A 21301-nucleotide genomic window follows, 5' to 3' on the forward strand; every position below is an offset into this window, starting at 1 on the left:
AATGACAATATTAGGATATTATGCGTTCTGCTTCCACTTTAAATCGTTGAACTTTTGTTGATATTTCTGAAAATTACAACAAATATTTATTATAGAGTATGTTCTCTATGTGAGAAAAGTCGCGTTTTTTCTTTCTTTGCTCCTCTAAACGATATAACATTCGTACTCATTCAAGCATAGAATCGGTCAATTCCTTTTATCATACAAAAAACCCTGCTGAACATTGTTCGCAGGGTTTAATGGCATTATGAATTTAATAATAAATCTTCAGGATTTTCGATTAATTCTTTAACTGTTTTTAAGAATCCTACAGAATCTTTACCATCGATGATACGGTGGTCGTATGAAAGTGCTACATACATCATTGGACGGATTTGAACTTCACCATTTACTGCAACTGGACGGTTTACAATTGAGTGCATACCTAAAATACCAGCTTGCGTACCGTTCATAATTGGTGTTGACATTAATGAACCGAATACACCACCATTTGTGATTGTGAATGATCCACCAGCCATGTCATTTAAGCCTAATTTTTTATCACGAGCTTTTGTCGCTAAGTTAGCGATATCTTTTTCGATTTCTGCAAAGTTTTTACTATTTGCATCGCGTACAACTGGTACGACTAAACCTTCTTCAGTTGATACAGCAATACCGATATCAAAGAAGTTATTTAAATGAATTTCATCGCCAGAGATTTGAGCGTTTACGTATGGGTATTTTTTCAGTGCTGCAACAACAGCTTTAGTGAAGAATGACATGAAACCAAGTTTGATGTCGTTTGCTTTTACAAACTCTTCTTGTTTACGTTTACGAAGTGCCATGATGTTTGTCATGTCAATTTCGTTGAATGTTGTTAACATTGCTGTTGATTGTTTAACTTCTAATAAACGTTTTGCAATTGTTTGGCGACGACGGCTCATTTTTTCAATTGTTACACGGTCAGAATTAGCTGCTGGTGTGAATACTACTGGGCCACCTGAAGTTGCTACGGATGTAGGTGCTGCTGCTGGCGTTACAGCTGGTGCTGTACCGTGAGCTGCTACATCTTGTACACGTACACGTCCTTGTGGATCTACTGGAGATACCGCTGCAAGGTCAATACCTTTTTCACGTGCAAGACGACGTGCTGCTGGAGATGCAACTACACGCTCACCAGAAGTTTCTTCTACTACTGGAGCTGCTGCAACTGGTGCAGGTGCTGCTTGTGGCGCTGCAGGTGCAGGTGCTGCCTCAGTTGGTGCTGCCGCTGGAGCTGCTGCTGCGCCTTCGCCTGCTTCTACTACTGCGATAACTTGACCAACTAGTACAGTATCGCCTTCTTCAGCTAAAATTTGTGTTAATACACCTGCTTCTTCAGAAATGATCTCAGCGTTTACTTTATCTGTTTCAAGTTCAACGATGAATTCACCTTTTTCAACGCGATCGCCCACTTTTTTTACCCACTGTGCGATACTACCTTCTGTAATCGATTCTGCTAATTCAGGGACTTTAATTTCAGCCACTTTCATTTCCTCCTTTGATTAACGTGCATGACGCACATAGAAGGGCTACTGCTTAAGGGCAAGTAGCCCGGTTTCAAAAATTGATATATGATTATTTAACCTTTACTGGCTCAGCAACCGCTTCTTCAATAAGAGCTGCTTGTGCTGCTTTATGAGAATCTGCATCCCCTTCAGAAGTTGAGCTCATTGCAGGACGGCCTACATAGCGAAGTTTTTTACCTTCTGAAAGTTCGTATAATGTTTCTAATGCATAATTCCATGAGCCTTGGTTTTTAGGTTCTTCCTGTACCCAAACAATCTCTTTTGCATTAGGATACTTAGCAATGATACCAGCAACTTGCTCTTTTGGGAATGGGTAAAGTTGTTCTACACGAATAATGTGTAGGTGATCGAAGCCTTCGCCGTCTTTCACGCGCTCTGCTAAGTCGATCATCACTTTACCTGTACCTAAAACGATACGCTCTACAGCTTCTGGTTTAGCCCCTAAGCCTGGTTGTTCGATCACTTCTTGGAATGAACCATTTGCTAATTGCTCAGCATTCGCCGCAGCTAGTGGGTGACGTAATAATGATTTTGGTGATACGACTACAAGTGGACGTACCCCTTCTGTACCTAATAATGCTGCTTGACGGCGTAATAAGTGGTAGTAGTTTCCTGCATTTGAACAGTTCGCTACAAACCAATTATTTTCAGCTGACATTTGTAAATAGCGTTCCATACGGCTTGAAGAGTGCTCTGGACCTTGACCTTCATAACCATGAGGTAAAAGGATAACTAGGCCAGATTTTTGACCCCATTTTGAGCGTGCCCCTGAAATAAAGTTATCAAACATCACTTGTGCCATATTCGCAAAGTCACCGAATTGTGCTTCCCATACTGTTAGTACATGGCTATTTTCTAGGTTGTAACCATACTCAAAGCCTACCACCCCAGCTTCAGTCAGCGGAGAGTTGTGTACTGTAAAGGATGCGTTCGCACCAGAAATATGGTGTAGTGGCGTGAAGACATTGCCATTGTTTTTATCATGCAGTACTAAGTGACGTTGAGAGAATGTACCACGTTGTGCATCTTGACCTGTAAAGCGTACTGGTGTGCCATCTTGAATAATCGTTGCATACGCTAAAGTTTCAGCATGACCCCAGTCAACTTTTGCAGACGCATAAGCATCACGGCGTTTTTCTAAGATTTTACCAAGCTTTTTCTGTGGTTCGAAGTTTTCTTCAAACACTAAAAGCTCTTCATTGATTTTTTCTAAACGTTCCGCACCTACTGCTGTATCAATTTGTGGGAACTCTACTTTTAATTCTTCTGGCATTTCTAAATGATGATGATCATCTTTTTCTGCCATTTCTTTGACATGGTCATAGGCTGCTTGCATTTCGGCATAGATAGCTGTATCTAGTGCCGCTACATCATCAGCAGTTACAAGACCTTCTGCCACTAATTGTGCACCATATAATGCACGCACTGTTTCATGTTTAGACACTAATTTGTATGTTTCTGGGTTTGTCACTGTTGGGTCATCTGTTTCATTATGACCATGGCGACGGTAACCTACTAAGTCCACAATAATGTCTTTGCCAAATGTTTGACGGTAGTTTGCCGCAAAACGTCCGACTTGCACTACTGCCTCTGGGCTATCTGCATTGACATGGATTACTGGTACTTCATAGCCTTTTGCAGGGTCAGAAGAATACACAGAAGAACGAGAATCATAATGTTCTGTTGTGAATCCGATCATATTGTTTGCGATAATATGGATTGTTCCACCTGTTGTAAAGCCTTCTGTTTTAGCGAAGTTTAACACTTCTGTTACAATCCCTTGACCTGGGAATGCAGCGTCACCGTGTACAAGAATGCCTAAGCCCTTTGTACGGTCAAAAATAGGTTGCCCTGGTTTAGATGTATCATCTTGTGTTGCACGAGTAGCACCAAGTACTACTGGATTGCCCACTTCTAAGTGAGATGGGTTGTAAGCCAATTTCACATTCATACCAGATTCACGGTTGTAAGAAGCACCCATGTGGTATTTCACATCACCTGTCCAGCCTTTTGTAATTTCAAGTCGGCCATGCTCTGGCATAAATAAATCATTGGAAACATGTGCAAAATCAGAGAACATCATGTCATAAGGTTTATTTAAAATATGTGTTAAAACGTTTAAGCGACCACGGTGTGCCATACCAATACGTACGTTTTCCACATTTTTTGCTTCTGCCGTTTTAATAATTTCATCAAATAGTACGATTTGCGTATCTAAGCCCTCACCAGAGAAACGCTTTTGTCCTACAAATGTTTTATGAATAAATTTCTCGAAATTTTCAACGCGAGTTAAACGATCTAATAAGGCTTTCTTCTCATCCGCAGATAATGCTTGTTTGAATGAGCCTGATTCGATTTGCGCTTGAATCCAATCACGTTCTTCAGTAGCTACTACGTGACCATATTCAAATGCTACTTTATCTGTATAAATAGCTTTTAAATAGTCGATTGCATCCTTACCATTTTTCACGTTTGCTGGCACATCTTTGAAGAAGATTGCTGCAGGAATTTCAGCTAAATCTGCAGCGCTTAAGTTGAACGCGCTTTCTTCAATTTGAGCTGTTTGTAGTTCACGGTTTTTCAGAGGATAGATATCTGCTGCTAAATGACCGCGTGAACGAATTGCATCTGCTAGTTTTACAGCGGCTAACACTTTTTTGTAATCGCCAGCAGGAGCCGCTGCTGTATGACTAGCTACAGCTACTTCACCTTCTACTACTACTGGTGCACCAAATTGTTGGAATAAAGAAACTAACTCCGGTTCTACTTCTTCAGGAGACTGTAAGAATAAGTCGTATTGCTCCATCACATATCCTAGGTTAGGACCAGAGAAAGCTGACCATGGAGAACTTACAGTTGTAACGTTGTTCGACATGAAAAATGACCTCCAAATTTTGCCTTTCGGCAGTTCCATTAATTAAATTGCAATTAATTATATAATATTTAGCCGTTCTTTAAAAGAATGTTTCACACTACTTTTCCATATTTTAAAGAACGTTTTTTCCATCTCAATCTTACTACTCTTCACAAAAAATACAACTCTTTTTAGCAAATTAAGCAATTTTTTTCGCAAAGGATAGAATAATGAAATAAAGCATGTATTTTTCTTAATATTTTAGCGGGATTTTCAGCAAGAAAACGGTTCCAATATTAACCTCACTCTTGACTTCTACTGTGGCATTATATTTTTCAAGTAACATCTTCGAAATACTAAGCCCTAAGCCTGTTCCACCAATTTGGCGATTTCTTGCTTCATCCACTCGATAAAAACGATCAAAGATAAACGGAATATTGTCTTGTGCTATTCCTATACCATTATCAGTAATTTCTAAACATGCATAATTTCCAGCAACAGAAATAGAAATTTGTATCTCAGGAATTTTTTCACAATAACGAATAGCATTCTCTATTATATTACGAACGATTTGACTTAGTGCATTTTCGGTAATAAATAACGGACCTATTTCACCATGTTTCGACAGCGACATTCGCGCTTGAGGATGAACAAGCTTTACCTCATCCATCACTGCTTCGATGACCACTAGTGCATCGGCCTCACTTGTTTCATCTTTTTCCTCACGCCGTGCAAGTTCTAATAATTCTTCAATCATTTTGCGCATACGAGCAATTTCTGTTAAGGAGGTATCAATGGATTCCTCTAATATAGCAGGATCATGTTTGCCCCATCTTTTTAAAAGAGAAAGATGCCCTTCAATTGCTTGAATGGGCGTACGCAGCTCATGAGAAGCATCGGCGACAAATTGTTGCTGCTGGGTAAATGAGATTTGCAGCTCATTCATCATGGCATTGTACATCTTCAGTAAATCACCAATTTCGTCATGTGATGTATAGGATAGCTGTATAGGCTCGTTAAATCCTTGATCCATCACAGTTTTCATGGATGCTCGCAATTCGTGCAGTGGCTTCATTAAATAGTTCGCGAGATAATAGCCAATAGAGCCAGATAACACTAAGGCTCCTAACCCTGCAATCAGCATGGCTGTCAAGAGATAACGCATGAGAGATTGAAAACTAGTTAACGGGTGAATCACTTGAATATAGCCTTGGAAAAAACCCATCCGAATCGGTTCATTGATGACCAACACATCTTGCTTATCAATGGTCATCTCAAAAATTTCTTGCAACGAATTAAGTGGTGCAGCAGCTGAGGTATCATTGATCCGTAAAATATCCACCCCATCAGCATTAAATATTCGGACCGTCTCATCACGATCCGCAATCGATTTGAGCAAGCCCGTATTGTGCTGAATTTGCTGAATGGTAATTGTAGGACCTTGGGACTCTAAAAAAGAAATGATATCCTTACTTGTCCGATTGACCTTACTCTCCTCATCGTTTAATAACCATGTATGCAGAGAAAGATAGACGACTACACAAATAATCGTAAAGCTAATAAAGATGACACTGCTTGAGGTCAGCATCCATTTTTTTTGCAGGGACTGATGACGTAAATAATTTCTTAACTTATTCATTCTCGCATCACATACCCAACACCGCGAACGGTTTCAATATAATCATTCATCGCCCCAGGGAGCTTTGTACGTAAATGTCTGATATAAACATCTACCACGTTGGTCTCGATATCCGTATCATAGCCCCAAACGGATGTTAAAATATGCTCTCGTGTGCATACTCTATTTTTGTGCTCGATTAATAGTTTCAATAAGTCATATTCTGTCTTTGTTAGATCAAGTTTATTCCCCTGAACGAAAACTTCATAGGCAGCTACATCTATTTCAATATCCCGTAGGCATAAAGATTCACTGTTTGTCTGCTCTGGCGTGACACGACGTAAAATCGTCCGTATTCTAGCCAGCAGCTCTTCAATCGCAAATGGCTTGACGATATAGTCATCAGCCCCAGCATCGAGTCCTGCTACACGATCCATCACAGCATCTCGTGCCGTTAATAAAATGATCGGCACTTGTGATTGTGTTCGGATACGGCGGCAAATCTCTATCCCATTAATACTTGGTAACATCACATCCAGTAAAAGTACATCAAAATTTTCCGACGTTGCCAAAGACAATCCTTCTCGACCATCAAAGGCAGTTTTCACTTCATAGCCTTCGTGTTGTAATTCAAGTTCCACAAAACGAGCGATATGCTTTTCATCTTCTACCAACAATATCTTCTTAGGCATCGTATCACCTTCTATTCCAAAATAACGATGTAGGATTTTTATCCCTATACTGTTATAGCATAACATCAAATAAAAAGTCTGTCTCACAAGGAAAACCTTGTGGACAGACTTTTTAGTGTATGTCGGAAATAGAGAGGTTGTTTTTCCCCGACTCTTTTGATTTATATAATGCTTGGTCAGCTAAATCCATTAGCTGATCCAATGTTTGAGCATGGTCTGGGTAATAGGCAATGCCAATTGAAGCAGTTGGTGTAAAAAGATGGTCCTCTATCATCCAGCCTTCTGCTAATTCATCGCGTATGCGTCGAATTATATGCATAATTTGATGATGTCTTTTTTCTTGATCTCTTGTTAAGCCCGTTAAGATGACAATAAATTCATCGCCACCTATTCGAATAACCATATCATGGCTACGAACAGTTTTGTTCAAGGAACTGCCGAATCGCTGAATAAACGCATCGCCAGTCTCATGGCCAAAGTGATCATTTACTTCTTTAAAATCATCACCGTCTATATAGAGCATCGCCACACAGGTTTGATTTTCATTTGCTTCTGCTAGGATTTTAGGAAACTCCTTTTCTAAAAAACGCCGATTAGGTAGCTGAGTTAAAGCATCATGATACGCTAGATATAGCAAATCATTTTCCCTTTCTTTGCGATGCGTAATTTCACGAGACACCATCATAATTTGGGAAACTTTTTCACGTTCAGGATCATGCACAACCGTGACATTTCCTTCTGTCCATATCGGGGTTCCATCTTTCGCCTTCAGTAAAAGTTCAAACTGCGAATCTGTTTGCCCTGTATAATTATTTAAGAATGTTTGCCATTCGTCTTTACTTTCTCGATCAATAATGTCACTGTAAAACTGTCCTTGTAGCTCTACATTTTCATAACCTAAATAAATACCATAGGACGGGGAAGCATAAATAATGATGCCATCTTCATTAGTAATCACAATTAAATCATTTGTATTTTCTGTGATAAGTCGGAAAGTACGTTCAATATTTTTTAATTCTGTGAACATTCTTTTCTTATCCGTAATATCATAGTTAATGGTTAAAATTTGTTCAATTTGACCAAACTCATCTTTTAATGGAACAATGGTAGCTTCTACCCAGTAATCGGCATGATATTTCGTTCGATAGCAAAGTTCTCCACGCCACATTCCCATCGTATCCAGCTTATCTTCAATTATTTGAAAAAGGTTTTGCCCACGGAATCGAGGTTCGATCAATGCGTAGGGCTGACCGATTAACTCCTCCGCCGTGTAGCCAGAAGCCTGTAAAAACATCTCACTCACTTCGGTAATGTTACCCTTACGATCTAATACAGCAATGGCCGTAGCTGAATTTAATGCAGATTTAAAGACCTCTAGTCCATGAGACTTCGAACGTAATTCTGCTTTTTGTAAAGTAAATTGTGTAAAATCTTGCATGATAAGAAAAATGGCAAATGAATTATCATCCTGCATCACTGGTGATAGTGACAGTAAATACATACGTTCCTGCTGGTCCAATGTATGCAATTTAATAAACTTCTCACCAACGTTTTCCCCTCTTGCAGCTTTTTGCAAACAAATTTTAATTTGTTCAACTTCTTCCTTTGGAATAATCGGTAAATCCACAAACATTTTCTGTTTGACGGCTTCATTATCTAATTGAAAATCTTCCATAAAGCTTGAATTCACTTCGTATATCATTCCTTCAGCCGATAAAATGACTGTTGAGAAAAAGGCATGGTCAAACATGGACCGCATAAATAAAAATTTATCTTCAATACTGCGGTCATAGAGTATTTCCTTCGTGATGGCTAATATATAGTCTTCATTCTTATATTTCAACGGTCTGACGGATGTTTCATATTTACGAACCTCCGATTGAACATATGCATAATCTACATAGTCAACCTGTTTATGTTGTCTAATGGCCTCATGGTAATTTTTCTGAATGATCAAAAAATTACGCTTTGAGGTAACGGTCGAAATCATTTTGCCAATCGCCTCATTCGATAACAGATCTTGAGCTGCTTGATTTAAGCGAATATATTGATAATCGTCCCCTACTTTTTTCACGAGAAAAACAAAATCCTTGCCAATAAATAATGAGTTAAAGAAATCTTCGCTTAAAATATACTCCATGCTGTCACCTCCAGAAAAGCCATTGCCATCATGATAGAAATGTTCGTATGTATGTGTTGTTAGAATAAAAATAATACTACTATTATAACATAAAAATAAAAAATTACCTTTCTAGAATCATAAAAATTATATCCTTTTAAGGATAATATTTGATATATTACCTATTCTAACAAGCAACCAATCCTACTAAAGATGTAGATAAATGATTAATATTAGATAAAATTGATAGGTTAGACTTAAGGCTATAAAACAACAATTTTATGGATAATCTCGCTTCACTTGTCAGAATATACTGACAATTAACCTCAAATTTTGTTTTTTTACGAGCAAAATGATTGCATCGAACAGATAATATGTTATATTATATTTAAAAAACTAGCCTTTTTTCGGTATGGTCGAAATCAGTAAGACAGCGGGAGATTATGGAATATCATAGTTATAACGTCTAGTTCTTTGGGTTTTAATTCCAGTACGAATTTTAGTTTTCTTCTTTATGCTTCAACGGAATTGTTTTAACTACCCTAGTAAAGGAGGCGTTTCGTATGCTTAAACATCGAGACCTGCATGAATGTACAGAGCTTTATGAGCTATTATCACACCCTTCTGTATTCCCTTTTGTCCGTCAAAAAGCCACATCCGCTGATGAATATTGGTTTATGACAAAACAACTGATTGAAGAGGAAGCGAGAGGACTCGCTATCTCGAGGACCATAACTGATGATTGGGGTCAACCAATCGGCACCATTAGTATTCACGATGTGGAGGACGGTGCAGGCTTTCTAGGAACGTGGATTGGACTCCCTTACCAAGGTAAAGGTTATAATCAAAAAGCAAAAATGTTATTTTTGAACGAGTTATTTTTTGACTATAATTTTCATACGGTCTTTCTCCGTATACGTGTTGAAAATTTAAAATCACAGCGTGCTGCTTTAAAGCTTCCTTATGTGGTGAGTGCCAATGAAAGTCATCCAACATTATTAGCGCAGGTTAATAGCGGTGAGGCACAATTTAATTTATTTAAAATACCAAAAGATTTATTCTACCTAACAACAGCACATCAAATGCAAGAAGGCGAAGAGCAAGCAATGTAGTGTGTATATATAAAAGAGAAGCTATAAGGTTTTGTCATTTCGACCTACCTCATAGCTTCTTTTCTTTTTTCAAATAGCACTTATTTCTTATACCGTAAAATTAATGACGCCATTTCATCTGGTGTTTTTGGTTTTTGCGTTTTTGCCATTGTCTCCACCATTTCCACTTTACGCTCTGTTAGTGTATGAACAGACTTCATAAAAGATTCCTTTGTCAACTCGTCTTCCTGTAGCACTTCTGCGTAACCTTGTTTTTTAAACAAGTTGGCATTTAAAATTTGATCCCCACGGCTTTTTTGCGCTGAGAGAGGTACTAATAGCATCGGCTTGTGAAGCGCTAAAAATTCAAAAATGGAGTTAGAGCCTGCTCGTGACACAATAAAGTCTGCAGCATGCAGTAAATCAGGTAACTCTGTTGTCACATACTCAAATTGCTTGTAGCCTGGCATTGCCTCCAGTGCTTGATCATAATTCCCCTTCCCACATAAATGAATGATGTGAAATTGTTTGAGGAGCTCTGGTAAGTTTTTACGTAGTGCCTCATTTAAGATAACAGAGCCTAAGCTCCCTCCCATAACAAGTAAAACAGGCTTTAAAGTAGAAAAGCCGCAGAAAGATAGCCCCCTTGCTCTTTCTCCCTCAAATAACTCAGGACGAATAATGGAGCCTGTGCAAGTAGCCTTCTCTTGAGGTAAATGCTTCAGTGTTTCTTCAAAAATCGTGAATACATGTGAAGCAAAAGGTAAGGCTATTTTATTGGCAAGACCAGGTGTGACATCAGATTCATGGATGACGACTGGCACACCTGCTAATTTCGCTGCCATCACAACGGGTACAGAGACAAACCCTCCCTTTGAAAAGACAACCTGTGGCTTTACTTTTTTTATAATACGAAAAGCCTGCATCATTCCAGCAAGCACTTTAAATGGATCTGTAAAATTTTTCATGGAAAAATAACGACGCAATTTACCACTCGCAATGCCATAAAACGGAACATCGGGGAACGCCTCGCCAATTAATTCTTTTTCAATACCTTGCTCTGAGCCAATATAGTGGACATCATAACCAAGTTCTAGTAAAGACGGGAGTATCGCCTGATTTAACGATACATGGCCAGCTGTCCCACCACCGGTTAAAATGATTGTTTGTTGTTTCACACAAATTCTCCTATTCCTTAAAAACCATTGTAGTTAGCACTACTTTTTGTTTACAGTGTTCTATTTTACTATATGCTGACGAAAAGATATAGATGAAGCATGAAAATTTCAGCTTTTCTCTCTTTACATATGCTATACTTGTTCATTATGTTCATGAAGGAAGTAGAAAATATGTATCAAACATCCACAATTAAGGAAAAATACGTGCTGCTTTTAAAAATGATTGTCCCTATTTTAGTGACACAGGTAGCTATTTATCTTATTTCATTTTTTGATATTTTAATGTCTAGTCGTTACGGGACGGTTGATTTAGCAGGTGTTTCGATTGGTTCCTCCATATGGATGCCGATTTATACTGGACTTTCAGGTATACTCCTAGCTATTACCCCAATTGTCTCCCAGCTTGTGGGAGCGAAAAAAGAGATGGATGCAAAAAAGGCAGTCCAGCAAGGCATTTATGTCGCCATATTGCTAGCGATCCTTATTTTTACAGGACTCTTCTTTGGCATTGATTGGATACTTAGTAAGATGAACTTAGAATCTGCTGTACATAACATTGCAAAAGGCTACATCTATGCGATGTGTGCTGGTCTTTTGCCACTTTTCTTATTTTTTGTGATGCGTTGCTTTATTGACGCTCTTGGTCAGACACGGGTCACGATGATCATTACCTTAATGACAACGCCAATTAATATCATGCTGAACTATATCTTTATTTTCGGCAAATTCGGTGCACCTAAGCTTGGCGGCATCGGGGCAGGTGTAGCGACAGCAATAACGTACTGGCTAATATTCATGATTACTGTATGGATCATCGCTAAACGAGTACCGTTCGAACGATTCCGCCTGTTTCATGATTGGCCTAAACTTGAATGGTTTCGATGGAAGGAAATTTTATTAATTGGGGTACCGATCGGTATATCCCTATTTGCAGAAACGAGTATATTTTCTGCTGTGACCATGATGATGAGTAATTTTAGCACAGAAATCATCGCAGCCCATCAGATTGCTATCAATTTCACTTCTCTGTTATACATGGTTCCGCTCAGTATTTCTATGGGTGTCACAATATTAGTAGGTTTTGAGATCGGCGCTGGTCGCATGCGAGATGCTCGTATGTATAGCTATCTATGTGTCGGCACAGCCATTTTATTTAGCTTTATATCAGCTTGTATTTTGTTTATTTTACGTGAACCTGTAGCACATATGTATACGACAGATAAGATGGTACTTGAATATGCCGTACAATTTTTAGTCTACGCAGCCATTTTCCAGCTATCTGATGCGATACAAGCACCAGTACAAGGCGCATTGAGGGGCTATAAAGATGTCATGATCACGTTTATCATGGCCATTATATCTTATTGGGTGATTGGCTTGCCAGTTGGGTATACCCTTGCCACACATACGGATTTCGGGCCATTTGGCTATTGGATTGGCCTTGTGGCAGGTTTAACAATGGGTGCGGTTACTCTTTTAATCCGTCTGTTGATTGTTCAAAAAAGAGTCACTGTTTAACGACAAAAAATCGCTTTTCTCTAACTTGAGAAAGGCGATTTTTTAGCGTAAAACACCTGTACGAATGATTTTCACTTGAACAGACGGCACTAGCTGTAAGGATGCATAGATAGTATGCCAATCCTTCTGAAACATCTTGGGGTGATAGGCACGAATATATCGACCAATCCCCAACATATCCGATTGCTGAACTTGAAGAATTCGCAAAACCTCCTCAAACTCTGCCTGCACATGGTCTTGAATCAACTGCTGAACCTCCTTGAAAATGGGGTCTTTATATAAATGGTCATGTGCAAATTCCTCAATTTCTACCTCGATGAGATAATCCATGTCTATTCTTTTTAATTCCTCATTCACCCTCCATTGACGCTTGATATGAATGACATCAGCCGTTATTGGCATCGCTTTTCCATCATGCTTCCACATATAGCTCATCCGTGCTTGTTTGCTAGGTTGATTCATTAAGAGAAGCATCGTGAGCGATTGTTTTGGTGTTAATACTGTACCCGTAAACGTTTGACCTGAGAACAAAGCAACGCCTGCCGCAACAGCATGCTTTTTATCCTCACTTAACTGAATATAAGGTAGTGCAATATCAATTGTCTGTTCAAATAGCATGGAGCCAACCGTCTGTAAATCTAATTTCGGAAAAATTGTATTTTCCTCTGTGCTTTCCATAAAACGTTCATAATAGCCTCCTGCACCCCCTGCTAAATCCTTTGTTAGCTCAATAAACGGCTTGACATCCCCTTCAGTTACAGCTATTTTTATCGAAATCGGGTTTTGGGGATCACGAAAATAAATATCTAAAATATCATAAAGAGGCTCTCTTACCGTTTGATCCGATACAAGGATGGTCGATAGCTCAGATAAATCAAGTGTTTGTTCTACTTTTAAATTGGCTTGATTCCGTACATCTCTTGGTGAAATACCGTCCGCTTCAATCACTTCATTTTGCTGAGCTGCTGTATTCGGATAGGCATAATATCCCTTGTATGCCCCTATATATCCGTCCACCCCAACGAGCGTCACAACGGAAGCGTTTTTATAAAGTCGTTCATCCCAACAGCCAGTTAAAAGTAACATAGACAAGAGGAGCATAATCCCTTTACGATACACGTTTTCCCCTCCATTTATTCCAACAAATTATCGTCATTGGTAGTAGAATCGTAAACACTATGAGTACGTAGTGTATAGAATTTTTGATAAACTCAATGCGCTGAAATTGCATGACAAATAGCGGTAGGATGGCTAAGAGAAGATGATAAATAACAATAAATCTTTTCGGATGCTTTCGCTTTTTTGACAAATAAAGCACACGAAAGGACAAACCAAAGATCATAACCGTAACAATGGACCACGAAAGCCAAATATAGATGAAAAAAATATCCAGCCGTTTTACAAAAGTCACTTCCTGTGATTTTAATATATACATAATAGGCTCTGGTATCAGTTGAACCTCCTCCAAAGCAAAGAACATTTGTGTAAAGACAACCGAAATAAAATAAAAGATAAAAATGACAAGTTGGTAAATCCATAAGGGCTTTCCCTTCACTTGTACATCCTGTTTGAGAAATGGACGATAAAGGAGGTACATTTCAATTCCAAAATAAGCATACATGCTATGAATCATGCCCGCCATGATTTGCCTAGTATTGTTCCACTCAACGGGAAAAAGATTACTCCACGTTAAATCTGGAATAGCCAGCATTAAAAAAATGACAAAGAGGAAAATGATAGGAATTAGCATGACACCAATATTGATGATGGTTTCTGGTCTAACTAAATTGGCATACAAAGAGAGCCCTACAATCATCATGACAACAATCCATTCAGGTGTTTGGGGCAAGACCCATGAGGCCAGAACATAACCCATATAGGCAATTAATACAGCTGTTATTAATAACCAATAGATAAGATAGACCCAGCGAAAGAACCCATTTAAAAAGAAAAATTGATAATAGCGTTCAAAAAATAACAGCAAGCCGTAATGGAAGATGCTAGCAAGGAAGAAGACATACCATGCACTATGTTGGCTGTATATGATTAACGGTGTTTGAAAGGCAATGTAGACAACACCTGTCTGAATGATAAAGAGTAGTAAAAAAAATTGTGCCTTTGATAGAGAAAAATTCATGGTGTATCCTCATTTTTTCCCTTTTCATCTTTCGGTGGTTGAAAGGAAGTGACTTGGACTGTCGGTTTAATGAATGGCCAGCGTAAAAAAATTTTATAAACAGCTTTCGGTTGAAAAGGTACGATAGGTGAAAAATACGGCTGTTTCAATGACGTTAAACTAATTAAATGAATTAATAGGATGACAACCCCTACCACAATGCCTAAAAACCCAAATAATGAGGCAAGTAGCATAAACGGAAAACGGAGCATGCGAATCGTGCTATTCAATTCAACAGACGGGACAACATAGCTTGAAATGGCCGTTAAGGCGACAACAATGACCATTAAGTTCGACACGAGTCCCGCACTTACAATGGCATCTCCTATCACTAATCCCCCTACGATCCCAATCGTTTGCCCTACTGATTGTGGTAAACGAATACTTGATTCTCGAATGAGCTCCATAATAATCTCAAGTATCAGTGCTTCAATTAACGGTCGATAAGGTATATCATTAACATCATTTTTTACTTGATTACTTAATTCTAAGGGTAATACCTCAAAGTGAAAGCTAATCACAGCAATATAAAATGCTGGTAAAAAAACCGCCGTTACAAACGACAGTAAACGCACTATTTTATAAAAAGAGCCAACCACTACCCGACTATTATAGTCATCAGGTGTTTGATAGAAAGAGAAAAATGTCACAGGGCCAATCAAGGCAGACGGCGAAATATTGGTCATGACCACAACCTTACCCTCCACTAAGTGGGCTACCACACGATCTGGATGCTCTGTATTTAACAATTGTGGAAATGGCGATAACACGGAATCCTCTAGTGCATCACTTAACTGGCCAATGCTATAAAAATAGTCGATTTTAATGTCCGCAATCCGCTTTTCCATCTCTTGTAAGGTTTCAGGCTGTATAACCCCATCCATATAGAGATAATAAGCTTTAGTGTTAGTTTGTTGTCCAATTGTAAAAGATTTGACCACAAGAGCGGGATTATTCACTCGTTTTCGTATCAATGTTAAATTGGTATCCGCCCGCTCCACAAGACCCTCATGGGAGCCTCGCAGAATATGTTCATTGTTTGGCTCCTCAAGGTTACGACGAACTTCATTGGTAATCGCTAACGTCAGCATTTTTCCCGTATCAGGCAAAATCACGAGCGTTTCACCTTGGCAGACCCGTTCAATCGCTTTCGGTAGCGCAAAATTATCAAGTGTTGTAAGTAGGGTTTCACTCCAAAAAGGTTTTTCTGTATCTAAACGTGCATAAATCGTATCCAGTATTTTTTGTACTTCCTTCGCATCAACAAGAGAAGCGTAAAAGCATAAAATAGCCGTGTCCCCTTCATGCCAATCTATTTGTCTGACGGTCAAATCCGAGGAATGGTAGAATGCTTTTTGTAGGCTTTTCATCATATACTCCACTTTATCCATAAAACGCCTCCTCTACTGGAGAGTATAAGCATTTTTCGTGTATTTCAAACGCTTAGTTCGTGTGATTCCACGCCATGAAAAAAAGATGCCCTCTAGAACATTTGGGCATCTTCATGATCAGCTATTTTTTAAAATAAGCTTCAATATCCTCATACATAAAGGGCGTTCCCTCTATTTTTTCATGGTGATTATGCAATGCTGTCATTCGATTGATAATTGGGGCTAATTTTCCTTCATCCTCCTGCGTCAAATTGAAGGCGACGCCATAAGAATAGATTTGGTATTTTTCTTCTAAGGTCCATCTAAAAGTACCCTCTAGGTTAAATGATTGATTCATTAAAATAAAGCTAAATTTAAATTTCATCGTTTGATTAACGGGTAGCTTCAAAGAAGAGCGAATCTTCATCCCGCCTAAGCTAATATTTTCAATGATGATCGGCGTATGACCGATATTAATTTTTTGCTCATTCATTTCGATAATCGTCATGAAGCCCTTCACATAGGCCGGGAATTGAAAACGATAATATTTGCGCCGTTCCACCACAGGTTTTTTATGAACAATGGCTTTTTGTGGTGTTAAAATGCCTTGTACCAGCATTTTTTCAAAGGCTTTCGCGGGAACAGCCTTCGTATAAATACTACCTTGCAAATAATCACATTCTTGCTGCTTTAAAAAGATAAATTGCTCGTAACTTTCAACTCCTTTTGCCACAACCTGAATACCAAGCATTTTGGCTAAATAAATCGTTGTTGAAATGAGTCCATTTTCAATCGGACGATCATAACGAATTTCACGGATAAACGCTTCATAGATATGGAGTGTCGTTGGTTGGAATGTTCGCAATGATTCTAAGGAAGAGTAGCCTGTTCCAAAATCACCAATAGCAATTTTAACACCGATGTCTTGTAATTCTTTGAGAACGGCCATCACACTTGTACTATTTTTTAAGATGGTACTTTCGCTAATCTCGAACTGTATATAATGAGCGTCAATCGAATTTACCTGTAATTGCTCTTGGACAAACTGAATAAAGCCCTTTTTCATCAGACGGATTGGCGATATCTTAATACTAATTGTTCGCAGCACATGCCCTTGCTGCTTCCAGTGCTGTAACAACACACATGCTTTTTTAATCACCCAATCTGTAATGATGTGAATCATATGGTTTTCTTCCGCTAATGGAATAAATTCACCTGGTGACACAAGGCCCCATTCTTTATGATGCCAACGAATTAACGCTTCTGCACCGTTGATAACCCCCTTTTGCGGCTCCACCAATGGTTGGAAATATAATTCGAATTCCTCATTTAACATGGCTTGTCGCATATCTCGGTCTAACACGTACTGTTTATAGGAAGTAATATCCTCTGTAAAGGCATAAATATGAAAACGATTCCTTCCCTGCTGTTGCGCATAGCATAAAGCTGAATATGCATTTTCTAATAAAATATTTCTCGTTAAGCCCTCCTCTGGGTAAAAAGCAATACCTATGCTAGCAGATAGGTGCAAGCGATAGTCTTTTATCGAAAAAGGTGTATCAAAGGTTTTCAGTATACGGCTAGCTAGCGCGTAAATATGTTGCTTGCTCACATATTTTTTAATGACAATGATAAAATGCTGATTGTCTAAACGTGCCATGTAACTGTGATCATCTGTTAGTGTTGAAAAGTAGTTGGTCACCGTGCGCAGAAGCTCATCACCAATTTTTGTACCTAGCGCATTATTTAAGATATGAAAGCGGTTAATCGAAATATATAATAGTGCGAAGGGTTCGCCAGCTAAGCATAAGGTATCAACTTTATCATGTAAGCTCAAGCGATTTGGTAAACCTGTCAATTCATCATAATACACTAAATAATTAAGCTTCTTTTCCCGTTCAATCTCCTTTGTAATATCCGTTACTAAGCCGAAAATATGGTTGACCTCCCCTTGCTGATCTAGTCTTTGCACAATCTGTTCCAGTAACCACTTTGTCTGATTCTCCCCCGTTAGGATACGATAAATCACTTGATAGCTTTTGCCTGAAGCGAGATGATCTGTATACGCTAATACTTCCTCACGATGCGCAGGATGAATCATATTAATCCATACTTCTGAGTCTTCGTAAAGCCTGGCTAATGGAATACCTAGAATTCCTTCCAGTCCTTTAGAGGCGAACAGCATATTGCCACGAATAGAATCTCGCATCCAAATCCCTGCATCTAAATTGTCAAAGATAGAATGATAGTTGGCTAATGTATCATTTAGCGTTTTCTCAAGTAATTTGAAAGCCGTTTCGTCTTTGACAACCCCAATCATCTTAAAGGGCTTGTCATCCTTCCAAATGACTTCAGCGGCCGCCTGTAGAAAACGCAGTTCATTGGTTTTACCGTGATAAATTCGGAAGTCACTGTCAAAATTAGTCCCTTTTCGAGCATGATTAAATGCATCATATGTCCTTTCATAATCATCTGGATGAATGAACTGGAAAACGTGATCAATACCATCGTTATCTGAACGTGCAAAGCCAAAAATATGATAAAAATTATCCGAGCAAAACAGTTTGTCATGCTGAATAAAGTACTCCCAGCTCCCAACTGCCGCAATATGCTGGGCGTAATTTAAATGCTTCTCATGGAGCATTAACTGATGCTTCATGGCTGAATACATGGACATATCTTCAATGATTAAATAGAGCCCCTCCGCCTGATTGTCGTCATTTTTGATTGGTATAAATGTCAGTACTAGGCTTAGATTTTGTCCTTGATGCTGTAGTCTTTCAATATCAATTTTGACCGACTTTCCTCGTAATGTTCGGTTGAACGCTCTTTTTAATCGTTTATAATCTACATCAGTCAGAATTTTCTTGAAATCTTCAGCATGACTAGGTTGATCATGTAATAGTTCATAGAGTGCTTCTTGATTGACGTAAATAATTTCGCCATCTGCCGAAAACACAATCATCATATCGGGGTGATACTTGGCAAAGGACATGGCATATGAAAATAAACCATGGTCTTGAGCTGTTGCCAGCGCAATCGTATGTGGTCTTTCTTCCTTTGTAAAAAATTGCTTTAATAGATTCGGCTTTTTCATCCATCTCACCTCTCCCTACTTTTTACCCACTACTTATTTATCGATTCCCCCAAAATACAGTTTAAAAACTACTATTTAGAAAAGAGAAAGAAAAGTTTCATCGACCTTTTTTCGCTGGAGAACCGCTCTTTTTTTAGGGGGACTGCTCTTTTTATTTGGATATCCGCTCCTTTTCGAGGGTGAAGCGCTCTTTCTATCAGGATATCCGCTCCTTTTCGAGGGTGAAGCGCTCTTTCTATCAGGATATCCGCTCCTTTTCGAGGGTGAAGTGCTCTTCTTATCAGGATATCCGCTCCTTTTCGAGGGTGAAGCGCTCTTTTTTTCAGGATATCCGCTCCTTTTCGAGGGTGAAGCGCTCTTTCTATCAGGATATCCGCTCCTTTTCGAGGGTGAAGTGCTCTTCTTATCAGGATATCCGCTCCTTTTCGAGGGTGAAGCGCTCTTTTTTTCAGGATAACCGCTCCTTTTCGAGGGTGAAGCGCTCTTTTTTTCAGGATAACCGCTCCTTTTCGAGGGTGAAGCGCTCTTTTTATTAGGTGATGCCCCCTATCCAAAGAAATAGTTCATGTGTTTTTCTTAAGGTACTACGATTAATTCCATATCCAATAGCCAGCGATCAATGGCTTGCTTCGGATAATAGACTTTGTCTCCTACCTTCACATGAGGGATTTCGCTTATGTAACTATTTGATCCATCTGGCACTTCTGTTAATTTTAGCACTTCCACTACACTGATTCCTAAATAATCAGCTGCCTCTTCTTGTGACAAAAGCTGGTGTTGCACGGATTCCTTTGGCTGCTCTTTTAAACTAGTGGCGATGAGCCAGCTTCCTATTAAAAACGACACCGCTAAGGAGAAAATCGCCATTGCTATGCTATATTGTTTCAATTCTATCCTCCCTTTCTCATCAAATTTTACCATTAATTCAATAAAAAAAGATGCTCTATAAGCCTTTAAAGACTTGTAGAGCATCTTTCTATTCATAAATGATTATTTTTGGATAAATTGTTGTGTCCAGTAGTTACCTGATTTCACATAACCTACACCGATGTGTGTAAATTTACCGTTTAAAATGTTCGCACGGTGTCCTGGTGAATCCATCCATGCTTGTACTACTTCTTGTGGTGAACGTTGACCTTGAGCAATGTTTTCACCTGCAGCTTTATAAGCGATGCCTAAAGCTTTCATACGATCAAATGGTGAACCAAATGTTGGGCTCGTATGTGAGAAATAGTTTTTACTTTGCATATCTTGTGATTTTTCACGAGCTGCAGCCATTAATTTTGCATCTGTTTGAAGTGGTGATAAACCAGCTTTTGTACGCTCAGCGTTTGTTAATTTTACTACCTCTTGTTCAAATGCGTTCACATCTGAAGTTGTTGTTGATGGTGTTGAAGTAGTTGGTGGTGTTGCTGGCTTTTCATTTTGTGATGATTGATTATTATTTGGCTTTGTTGGTGTTGTATTATTTGTTGTTGGCGTCTCATTAGATGGTGTAGATGCCTGTGGAAGCTTAATCGTCCACTTATGATTATTGTTTGACCATTTATAATAATAAACATTACAGTTTGTTGATTGCTGTACGGAATTCCCCTCTGTTGTATTGGCAGCAGCAGAAGCTATTTGAATTGGAGCTGCTAAAAGAAATGTTGCACAAATTGCAGTTAGTGTTTTTTTCATGTTTGCAATTCCTCCTTCTCTGCCACTAATCGTAAGGGATGATTTTCATTAAAATCTTACCAACATCTGCTAACTGCACCAACGAAGAAGAAAATGCGCGAAAAACCACGTTTTTTTCGCGTTATTTTTTAGCAGGTTTCACCAATCTATGAAATACTTACGTTTGAAAGAGGGTTGACACCCCTCCTAAACTCGTAAATATTTTAGAAAATAAACAGCTAATATGAATAAAAAATGTATGTTTTATACACTCATTTTTTAACCGCCTTGCTTCATTTTTCTCTTTGCATCACCCTAGAGATGGCTAGTGTCGTAGCCTTATGATAGCCTAATATTACAATCGTGTTACAAAATCGTTACA

The 21301-nt window shown here is 38.8% G+C and carries 15 protein-coding genes; 2 read left to right on the forward strand and 13 right to left on the reverse strand.

The window, feature by feature from the left end:
* Positions 1-245 precede the first annotated feature (245 nt).
* The 5 genes from odhB to HCH28_RS16160 form a co-directional block, all read right to left on the reverse strand.
* Positions 246-1505, reverse strand: coding sequence for a 2-oxoglutarate dehydrogenase complex dihydrolipoyllysine-residue succinyltransferase (gene odhB / locus HCH28_RS16140; protein WP_221682187.1), 1260 nt, complete (start codon positions 1503-1505; stop codon positions 246-248).
* 91 nt (positions 1506-1596) lie between these two features.
* The gene (locus HCH28_RS16145; protein ID WP_048392890.1) at positions 1597-4422 is read right to left on the reverse strand and encodes a 2-oxoglutarate dehydrogenase E1 component; all 2826 of its coding nucleotides are present in this window, start codon (positions 4420-4422) and stop codon (positions 1597-1599) included.
* Positions 4423-4654: 232 nt separating this feature from the next.
* Positions 4655-6040, reverse strand: coding sequence for a HAMP domain-containing sensor histidine kinase (locus HCH28_RS16150; protein WP_221682189.1), 1386 nt, complete (start codon positions 6038-6040; stop codon positions 4655-4657).
* Entirely contained in the window at positions 6037-6711 is a 675-nt protein-coding gene (locus HCH28_RS16155) for a response regulator transcription factor (protein ID WP_004230122.1), read from the reverse strand. The genes HCH28_RS16150 and HCH28_RS16155 overlap by 4 nt, the downstream gene beginning before the upstream one ends.
* A 112-nt stretch (positions 6712-6823) precedes the next feature.
* A complete protein-coding gene (locus tag HCH28_RS16160) occupies positions 6824-8851 on the reverse strand; it encodes a diguanylate cyclase domain-containing protein (RefSeq protein ID WP_221682197.1) in 2028 nt (675 codons plus the stop codon).
* Positions 8852-9393: 542 nt separating this feature from the next.
* Between HCH28_RS16160 and HCH28_RS16165 the strand changes: the two genes are divergently transcribed.
* Positions 9394-9942, forward strand: coding sequence for a GNAT family N-acetyltransferase (locus HCH28_RS16165; protein ID WP_004230128.1), 549 nt, complete (start codon positions 9394-9396; stop codon positions 9940-9942).
* 80 nt (positions 9943-10022) lie between these two features.
* Here the strand turns inward: HCH28_RS16165 and HCH28_RS16170 are convergent, their stop codons facing one another.
* Complete coding sequence (locus HCH28_RS16170) at positions 10023-11099, reverse strand: undecaprenyldiphospho-muramoylpentapeptide beta-N-acetylglucosaminyltransferase (protein WP_221682199.1); 1077 nt, start codon at positions 11097-11099, stop codon at positions 10023-10025.
* Between the two features lie 171 nt (positions 11100-11270).
* Here HCH28_RS16170 and HCH28_RS16175 point away from each other — a divergent pair, with 171 nt between their 5' ends.
* A complete protein-coding gene (locus HCH28_RS16175) occupies positions 11271-12617 on the forward strand; it encodes an MATE family efflux transporter (RefSeq protein WP_221682201.1) in 1347 nt (448 codons plus the stop codon).
* A gap of 42 nt (positions 12618-12659) precedes the next feature.
* Here HCH28_RS16175 and HCH28_RS16180 read toward each other — a convergent pair whose 3' ends face one another.
* The 7 genes from HCH28_RS16180 to HCH28_RS16210 form a co-directional block, all read right to left on the reverse strand.
* Positions 12660-13736 (reverse strand): Ger(x)C family spore germination protein, encoded by a 1077-nt coding sequence (locus HCH28_RS16180; protein WP_221682203.1) that lies wholly within the window; start codon positions 13734-13736, stop codon positions 12660-12662.
* A complete protein-coding gene (locus tag HCH28_RS16185; protein WP_221682206.1) occupies positions 13726-14754 on the reverse strand; it encodes a GerAB/ArcD/ProY family transporter in 1029 nt (342 codons plus the stop codon). Before HCH28_RS16185 ends, HCH28_RS16180 begins: the two co-directional genes overlap by 11 nt.
* On the reverse strand, positions 14751-16184 hold the full coding sequence (locus HCH28_RS16190) for a spore germination protein (protein ID WP_221682209.1): 1434 nt from the start codon (positions 16182-16184) through the stop codon (positions 14751-14753). Before HCH28_RS16190 ends, HCH28_RS16185 begins: the two co-directional genes overlap by 4 nt.
* A gap of 121 nt (positions 16185-16305) precedes the next feature.
* On the reverse strand, positions 16306-19260 hold the full coding sequence (locus HCH28_RS16195) for an EAL domain-containing protein (protein ID WP_221682211.1): 2955 nt from the start codon (positions 19258-19260) through the stop codon (positions 16306-16308).
* Between the two features lie 71 nt (positions 19261-19331).
* Complete coding sequence (locus HCH28_RS16200; RefSeq protein ID WP_221682213.1) at positions 19332-19814, reverse strand: hypothetical protein; 483 nt, start codon at positions 19812-19814, stop codon at positions 19332-19334.
* A gap of 22 nt (positions 19815-19836) precedes the next feature.
* On the reverse strand, positions 19837-20148 hold the full coding sequence (locus tag HCH28_RS16205) for a helix-turn-helix domain-containing protein (protein WP_221682215.1): 312 nt from the start codon (positions 20146-20148) through the stop codon (positions 19837-19839).
* Positions 20149-20250: 102 nt separating this feature from the next.
* Positions 20251-20940 carry a CAP domain-containing protein gene (locus tag HCH28_RS16210; protein ID WP_221682217.1) on the reverse strand — a complete coding sequence of 230 codons (690 nt, stop codon included), beginning with the start codon at positions 20938-20940 and terminating at the stop codon, positions 20251-20253.
* Between the last annotated feature and the right edge of the window lie 361 nt (positions 20941-21301).

Origin of the sequence: Lysinibacillus sp. K60, assembly GCF_019731275.1 — a bacterium.
Taxonomy (GTDB): Bacteria; Bacillota; Bacilli; order Bacillales_A; family Planococcaceae; genus Lysinibacillus; species Lysinibacillus capsici.